Origin of the sequence: Nostoc sp. CMAA1605 (assembly GCF_021596505.1) — a bacterium.
Lineage (GTDB): Bacteria > Cyanobacteriota > Cyanobacteriia > Cyanobacteriales > Nostocaceae > Trichormus.
Genome location: NZ_PJIZ01000070.1, coordinates 34,411 through 40,426, shown reverse-complemented (window position 1 = coordinate 40,426; position 6,016 = coordinate 34,411). Strand labels below are relative to the sequence as shown.

Annotated in this window: 6 protein-coding genes and 1 tRNA gene; 5 read left to right on the top strand and 2 right to left on the bottom strand. The window is 40.7% G+C overall.

What is annotated here, in order from left to right; genetic code table 11:
* Positions 1 to 361, bottom strand: a 361-nt coding sequence (locus tag CV014_RS20815; protein WP_236143776.1) for an alpha/beta fold hydrolase, incomplete at its 3' end; no start/stop codon positions are given.
* A gap of 148 nt (positions 362 to 509) precedes the next feature.
* Positions 510 to 1,229, bottom strand: coding sequence for a hypothetical protein (locus CV014_RS20810; RefSeq protein WP_103137637.1), 720 nt, complete (start codon positions 1,227 to 1,229; stop codon positions 510 to 512).
* Between the two features lie 515 nt (positions 1,230 to 1,744).
* Here CV014_RS20810 and CV014_RS20805 point away from each other — a divergent pair.
* The 5 genes from CV014_RS20805 to CV014_RS20785 all read left to right on the top strand — a co-directional run bounded on the left by CV014_RS20805 (position 1,745) and on the right by CV014_RS20785 (position 6,013).
* A complete protein-coding gene (locus CV014_RS20805) occupies positions 1,745 to 2,299 on the top strand; it encodes a GNAT family N-acetyltransferase (protein WP_236143775.1) in 555 nt (184 codons plus the stop codon).
* A gap of 177 nt (positions 2,300 to 2,476) precedes the next feature.
* Positions 2,477 to 2,550: transfer RNA gene (locus CV014_RS20800), tRNA-Pro, on the top strand.
* Positions 2,551 to 3,338: 788 nt separating this feature from the next.
* On the top strand, positions 3,339 to 4,142 hold the full coding sequence (locus CV014_RS20795) for a Tic22 family protein (protein WP_236143774.1): 804 nt from the start codon (positions 3,339 to 3,341) through the stop codon (positions 4,140 to 4,142).
* A gap of 132 nt (positions 4,143 to 4,274) precedes the next feature.
* A complete protein-coding gene (prmC, locus tag CV014_RS20790; protein ID WP_236143773.1) occupies positions 4,275 to 5,192 on the top strand; it encodes a peptide chain release factor N(5)-glutamine methyltransferase in 918 nt (305 codons plus the stop codon).
* A gap of 224 nt (positions 5,193 to 5,416) precedes the next feature.
* A complete protein-coding gene (locus tag CV014_RS20785; RefSeq protein ID WP_236143772.1) occupies positions 5,417 to 6,013 on the top strand; it encodes an L-threonylcarbamoyladenylate synthase in 597 nt (198 codons plus the stop codon).
* Positions 6,014 to 6,016 lie beyond the last annotated feature (3 nt).

Below are 6,016 nucleotides of genomic sequence, written 5' to 3'. Positions count from 1 at the left end.
GACCAATTAGCCAAGCATTAGCAATATTTAACTGTTGTAGGAGGGTGACTAAATCATGAGCGTAAGCAGCTGGTGTATGGAGAGACTCAAAAGCGTAATTTAGGTTGCTAATGGATTTAGAGGCAGAACTGACAGAACTTTCTTCCTCTGGGAACTCAGTATCTAACTGAGACTGAGATTCACCAAAGCCCCTTAAATCATAAGACAAACACTGAAAATCCTCTGACAAACGAGAGATCACAGGTTGCCAGTATCCACGACTGTTTAGCCAACCGTGAACGAACACCAAAGCATGGGGACTGGACGTGGGAGCTGTTAGCTCGTATGCGTGTGGGAAACCCAAGATTTCAATAGTTGCCATATCTATATCGTACCGTTAAGAGTGGGCGCGACTGGATATAAAGCCAGACAAACTATCGAAAATTCAAAATTCTCTGTGGTCAGAAACTACAAAATTTTAAGAAAGCATTAGGCATTGATTGGCTTTTTCTCCTCCATTGCCTATGCCATTACTTACCTAGTAATCTTTGACGCACTCCCTCCGCAATCTTATGTCCTAGATACTCAGGAATTAAACTTTCATTTGGCCCTAATAGGTAGAGAATCAGTCTTGTACGTCCTCGCCAAACTAATAAATTGGCGTTAACAACTAAAAGGTCTTCCTGCCAAATGGCGTACATCACCTTATAAAATAGCCCTGGTTGATTATCCGCCTCAATGACTAAAGCCGGCAGATGAAATACCGGATCAACGTAAAATTCCGTCTGTACCTGTTCTAAACCCACATCTAAGTTAAATTCTACTGCTAGCATCTCTTCCACCTCGAATCTGCCGCCCAAGGCTTCACGAATGGCGCGACAAACATTGTCGGCGGTTTTCTCTGTCAAGGCTTTACTACCACGAGATACCAAAAGTTTGATAAAAACGAGCATGGGGGGACGAATCTGTCCATATAGACTCAAACTGTGGATAGTTAGTCCATAAGCTGCTAGCACACCAAAAATATCGCTTAACAGAAATGACTGATTGCGATAGGCAAAATGTAATGCACTTTTACTACCTTCTGGTTTTAGTTCAATGACAGCCCGTTTGGTTTTATAAAGCCGATAGGCTAACCGGAGATTTTGCAGTTGAATTTCACTGCTGACAAATTGCTCATAAAATTGGGGAAACGCTCGGTTGAAGCGTTTTAGGAGTTCCAGTGTTGAAGATTTTAAGCCAGAAGCCATCTTTGGGGTTAAAACTCGCTTGCTTACGTCGCCTGGGAAGTGGGAATGGGGTAAAGAGAGAATTGGGAATGGGGAATTGGGACTGGGTGTGAAAGTTTCAAGGTGTAAGGATTTTTTCTGTTACGAACAAGGTCAAGGTTTACAGTCTAACCCCTTGTTGATGATCTAGGTTTCCCAATTCCCCATTCTCGACTCCCTATTCCTTGTCTTTAGTCTTCCCCATCTTGCCCTTGACTCATCTTCAGTAATTAATACCTAATCGTTAAGTATTTATATACAAATCGATCCTAGTATTTTTGCCTTTTCAGGAATTTCTCCTAGCCTTTACAACAAAGTGCTAAAGTTGAAGATGATTGGTGTGAAACACGCAATATCTGCCTGTTGCTACAAAAAACCTCAACGATTTCTCACAAACTTGAGAATTCAGGTTAAAAATAGTACAGGTTTCAGAAAACGTGAATCAACACTTTTAAAAGTGGAAACCAATTCAGTTATACTACCCGAACCACGTTGGCATGGGTTTTTGGAAAACTTGGTTTAGTACATCAGAATCTGCGACAACAAGTAAGACAACCTCTTTTGAAGAGCATACAGCAGATGCTACAGGCAACTCTTACTCCAATAGTGATGCCTCCGCAGCTACGCGGAGCGCGGAACGTATTGTTTTCAGTACGGAGCGAGATATTGATCTGTATGAATTAGAAGAACTGTGTGATGCTGTCGGTTGGTCGCGTCGTCCCTTAAGAAAAGTTAAAAAGGCTATTGAGCATAGTTTTCTCGTAGCCTCCATGTGGCAAGTCAGAGGCAATCAAAGACGACTGATTGGCTTTGCTCGCGCTACCTCAGATCATGCCTTTAATGCCACTATTTGGGATGTGGTAGTTCACCCTGACTTTCAAGGTAGAGGGTTGGGTAAGGCTTTGATGAAATATGTCCTCAAAAAACTCAGAAGTGAAGAGATTAGCAATGTCACACTGTTTGCTGATCCTCATGTTGTAGATTTTTACAGGACTATGGGTTTTATGCCAGATCCAGAGGGGATCAAAGGTATGTTTTGGTATCCTCATTAACTTTACTCATCTAGGGCGAATGTTGAAATTTCGACTCGGCTCGGCTTCTTCTTCGGGCGCAGTCGAGGTTTCAACGGCTAGCCGTCGATTGCTTGGAGGGCAGATAAAAAATCGGTATGGAAAAGTTAAATGTTGTGGTAAGTTGTTAACAATAGTGATATAATAAAAAAGTTGTTACGGGATGTAGCGCAGCTTGGTAGCGCGCCTGCTTTGGGAGCAGGATGCCGCAGGTTCAAATCCTGTCATCCCGATTTAAGTTAATCAAGTTGTAACGTTAAGTCAAGACTAGAGTCGTTTTGCTTGAAAACAGAAAAGCTAAATTACGTTAAGTAATGTGAAAAAACTAGGATTAAGTTTGTAGTAAGAACTTTAGTCCTTATCTGTTCGCGGAGCATCTCATAGAGAGAACTTTAGTTCTCTCTACCAACCTTTAATGATTCAGTATGATCTACCTAATCGAGTAGCATCAGTTTTAACTTAATGCCAATCCATAGGAAATTCCCTCAAAAATAGAAAATTTAACTTGAATAGATAAATGTTAAGCTGTTGACCATTGAAGTTATATCAGGTCAATCAATTCATGCTGATAAACTTGTAAAGGTTGATTGGAACTGCATAGGATTGATTGCCTAAAACGCTGCTAAATGGAACAATTAACTATTTAATGGTGTCCCTCAAGTATGAGGAATTCCAGAAAATGGCCTTTAATCCTGGAAAAGTGAGAATGTTTTTTTGCGCCATAAGTGCTACAACAGCTAAATACTAATAGGCATCTACAGTATTACTTAGTGCATAGCAAGGTAAATTTGAAAGAAAACACAACTTGACCACATTCCAATAGTGATGAATATCACGATCGCAGTTCCCAAAAGCTTGAAGATATAACTTTTTGAGAGATGCTTGCTAGTATTAATCAACTGCGATAAGTTTTTCACATCTCCAAGGGATTGCTATATAACTAAGACTAGTTGGTGCTATGCCAATCACACAATTTGTCTCACTTCATAACTAAGTTGAACTATTGATACGAGGAACTGTCATGAAAACATTGGTTCGTTGGGGCTTAATATTGGGTCTTACTGGTAGTATAATACCTGCTGAATTGCCAGGATTAGGTAGTCAACAGGCACTAGCACTACCACAAGATCAGGTAGTTAGTAAACTACAACAAGTACCTGTATTTACACTCACCAATGCTAAAGGTGAATTTATCGTTGTTTCTAGAGACAACCAAGGGAAAAAGCTCTCACAGGTAGGATTTTTTCTAAGCAAACAGGATGCTCAAAAGTTTTTAGATAATCGTCTGAAGAAAGAAAACCCCCAATTGGCTGGTACGCTACAAGTCAGGCCTTTATCTTTAGCCGATTACTATAAGATTGTCCTAGAAGGTAAAAAGAAATCAGATTCGATTATTTATACCTTGATGCCAATGCAACAACAGGTTGAATCGGCTGTTAGTTTGTTAAATCAGAGTGGTCAAAAGGGAAATCAATTCAATGGTATCCCCCTATTTGTACCTAAGTTTAAGAAAGAAAATAGCTATTTGACAATCCCTTTAGCACAGGGAAATGAACGTTATATTCCGTTCTTTTTTGAGAAAGAGCAAGCTGTAGCTTTGTTAGATGAATTCAAGAAAGCTGTACCCCAAGAAGGTGCTAATACTGAGATTCAGGTGGTAGACCTTTATGGTGTGATGGAAGCTCTCAATAGCAGTAATGATCCGATGATGAATAAGATTGTCTTATATCCATCACGGGAATCTATAAGTTTTATTCGTTCTTTAGCTCCCAAATCTCCTGCGTCAAACCAACGTCCAGCAGCTACACCACCGAAGAAAAAATAATGACCCGAAGACTTACGCACTGTGTATTCAGGTAATTAAGTCGGTTGAGCATTTTGACGGCTAATATTTAATAAACAGCGATCGCTGGCGCATATAAAAAAATCAACAGTTCACACCTGATAATTCTGCTCAATGCGTAAGTACAATGTGGTTTCTGGTTTACAACTTTGGGAATGGCGCAACAAAGCAATCAAAACAGCGATCGCTGATCATATTCCAGTCGCGGAAATAGATTGGTTACTACAAGAGTTAGCGGGTTTAGACCGGTTAGCACTGCGTCTAGATTCTTTTAAAGACAAAGTTGAGATGAGTATGGCTTTGTCTTTAGAAGAACTAGAACAACTTTGGCAAAGACGCTTAGAAGAGCGTTTGCCAGTACAGTATATTGCTGGGAGTACACCTTGGCGAAATTTTCGCCTGAAAGTTTCCAATGCAGTTTTAATTCCCAGACCAGAAACTGAATGCTTGATAGATTTAGCTGTGGCTGCTACTGCTAACAGTGCGATCGCATCACAACTACAGCAAGGAAATTGGGTAGATTTAGGAACTGGTAGTGGCGCGATCGCTTTGGGATTGGCTGATGCTTTACCACAAGCGACAATTCACGCTGTAGATTTTAGTCGAGAAGCTTTAGCGATTGCCCAGGAAAATGCTGATACTCTATGTCTAGCTGACCGCATCCGGTTTTATCATGGGTCATGGTGGCAACCGTTAACAGACCTCAAAGGTCAAGTTAGTGGTATGGTGTCTAACCCACCCTATATCCCCAGCCATGTTGTACCGACATTGCAACCAGAAGTAGTCAACCATGAACCACATCTAGCCTTAGATGGTGGTGCTGATGGTTTGGATGATATTCGCCAATTAATCGAAGTTTCCCCCAGTTATATAAGGCCTGGTGGCGTTTGGCTAATTGAAATGATGGCTGGACAAGCTGAGTCGGTAAAAACACTTTTACACCAGCAAGGTAGTTATGACAACATTCAAATTCACAAGGATTTAGAAGGTATTGAACGCTTTGCTTTAGCTTGGGTGAGTGCTGAGTGCTGAGTGCTGAGTGCTGAGTAATTGAGTAATGAGTAATGAGTAATGAGTGATGAGTAATGACTATTGACTATTGACTATTGACTATTGACTATTGACTATTGACTATTGAGTGCTGAGTCTTAATTTTGAATTTTGTAGGCGCAAGCCTTCTCGTAGAGTATTTTGAATTTTGAATTTTAAGTTGGTATGAGTAGTAGTGTTTCACACAACTCATAACTCAGGAATTTATGACTAAAGTGGCTTTAGAAAAATTAATTGCTGGTGTGCGTGCTGGTGTTGTTGTCAGTTTTCCTACGGATACTGTTCCCGCACTGGCGACTTTACCAGAAAAAGCAGGGTTGATTTTTGCGACTAAACAGCGCAGTCAGGATAAGCCTTTGATTTTGATGGGAGCTAGTGCGGAAGATTTATGGCCTTATGTTCAGGGTAGCGCAGAAGAATATCAGATTTGGCAGCAAGTGGTGAATCAGTATTGGCCTGGTGCATTGACACTGGTATTACCGGCTAGCGATCGCGTCCCTAAAGCGATGAATCCCCATGATCCTACAACTATTGGGATTCGAGTTCCAAATAGTGCGATCGCTCAAGCTATTTTGTCACGCACAGGCCCTTTAGCTACTACAAGTGCCAACTTATCAGGTCAGCCAGCTCTACAAACTATGGCAGAAATTGATGCTCAATTTCCTGATGTACTGACATTAGAGTTTACATCTGAAGAATTTTTCAGTGAAAATACTATACTGAGTCAGCCTTCTACTGTTGCTAAATGGACAGGGAACAACTGGAAAATTTTACGTCAAGGTGCTGTAAATTTAAGCATTTAGCGT

Bases quoted from the DNA above. Each gene is read 5' to 3' on its own strand.
- prmC (WP_236143773.1), top strand. From the start codon at position 4,275: ATGCGTAAGTACAATGTGGTTTCTGGTTTACAACTTTGGGAATGGCGC.
- CV014_RS20805 (WP_236143775.1), top strand. From the start codon at position 1,745: ATGGGTTTTTGGAAAACTTGGTTTAGTACATCAGAATCTGCGACAACA.
- CV014_RS20785 (WP_236143772.1), top strand. From the start codon at position 5,417: ATGACTAAAGTGGCTTTAGAAAAATTAATTGCTGGTGTGCGTGCTGGT.
- CV014_RS20810 (WP_103137637.1), bottom strand. From the start codon at position 1,229: ATGGCTTCTGGCTTAAAATCTTCAACACTGGAACTCCTAAAACGCTTC.
- CV014_RS20795 (WP_236143774.1), top strand. From the start codon at position 3,339: ATGAAAACATTGGTTCGTTGGGGCTTAATATTGGGTCTTACTGGTAGT.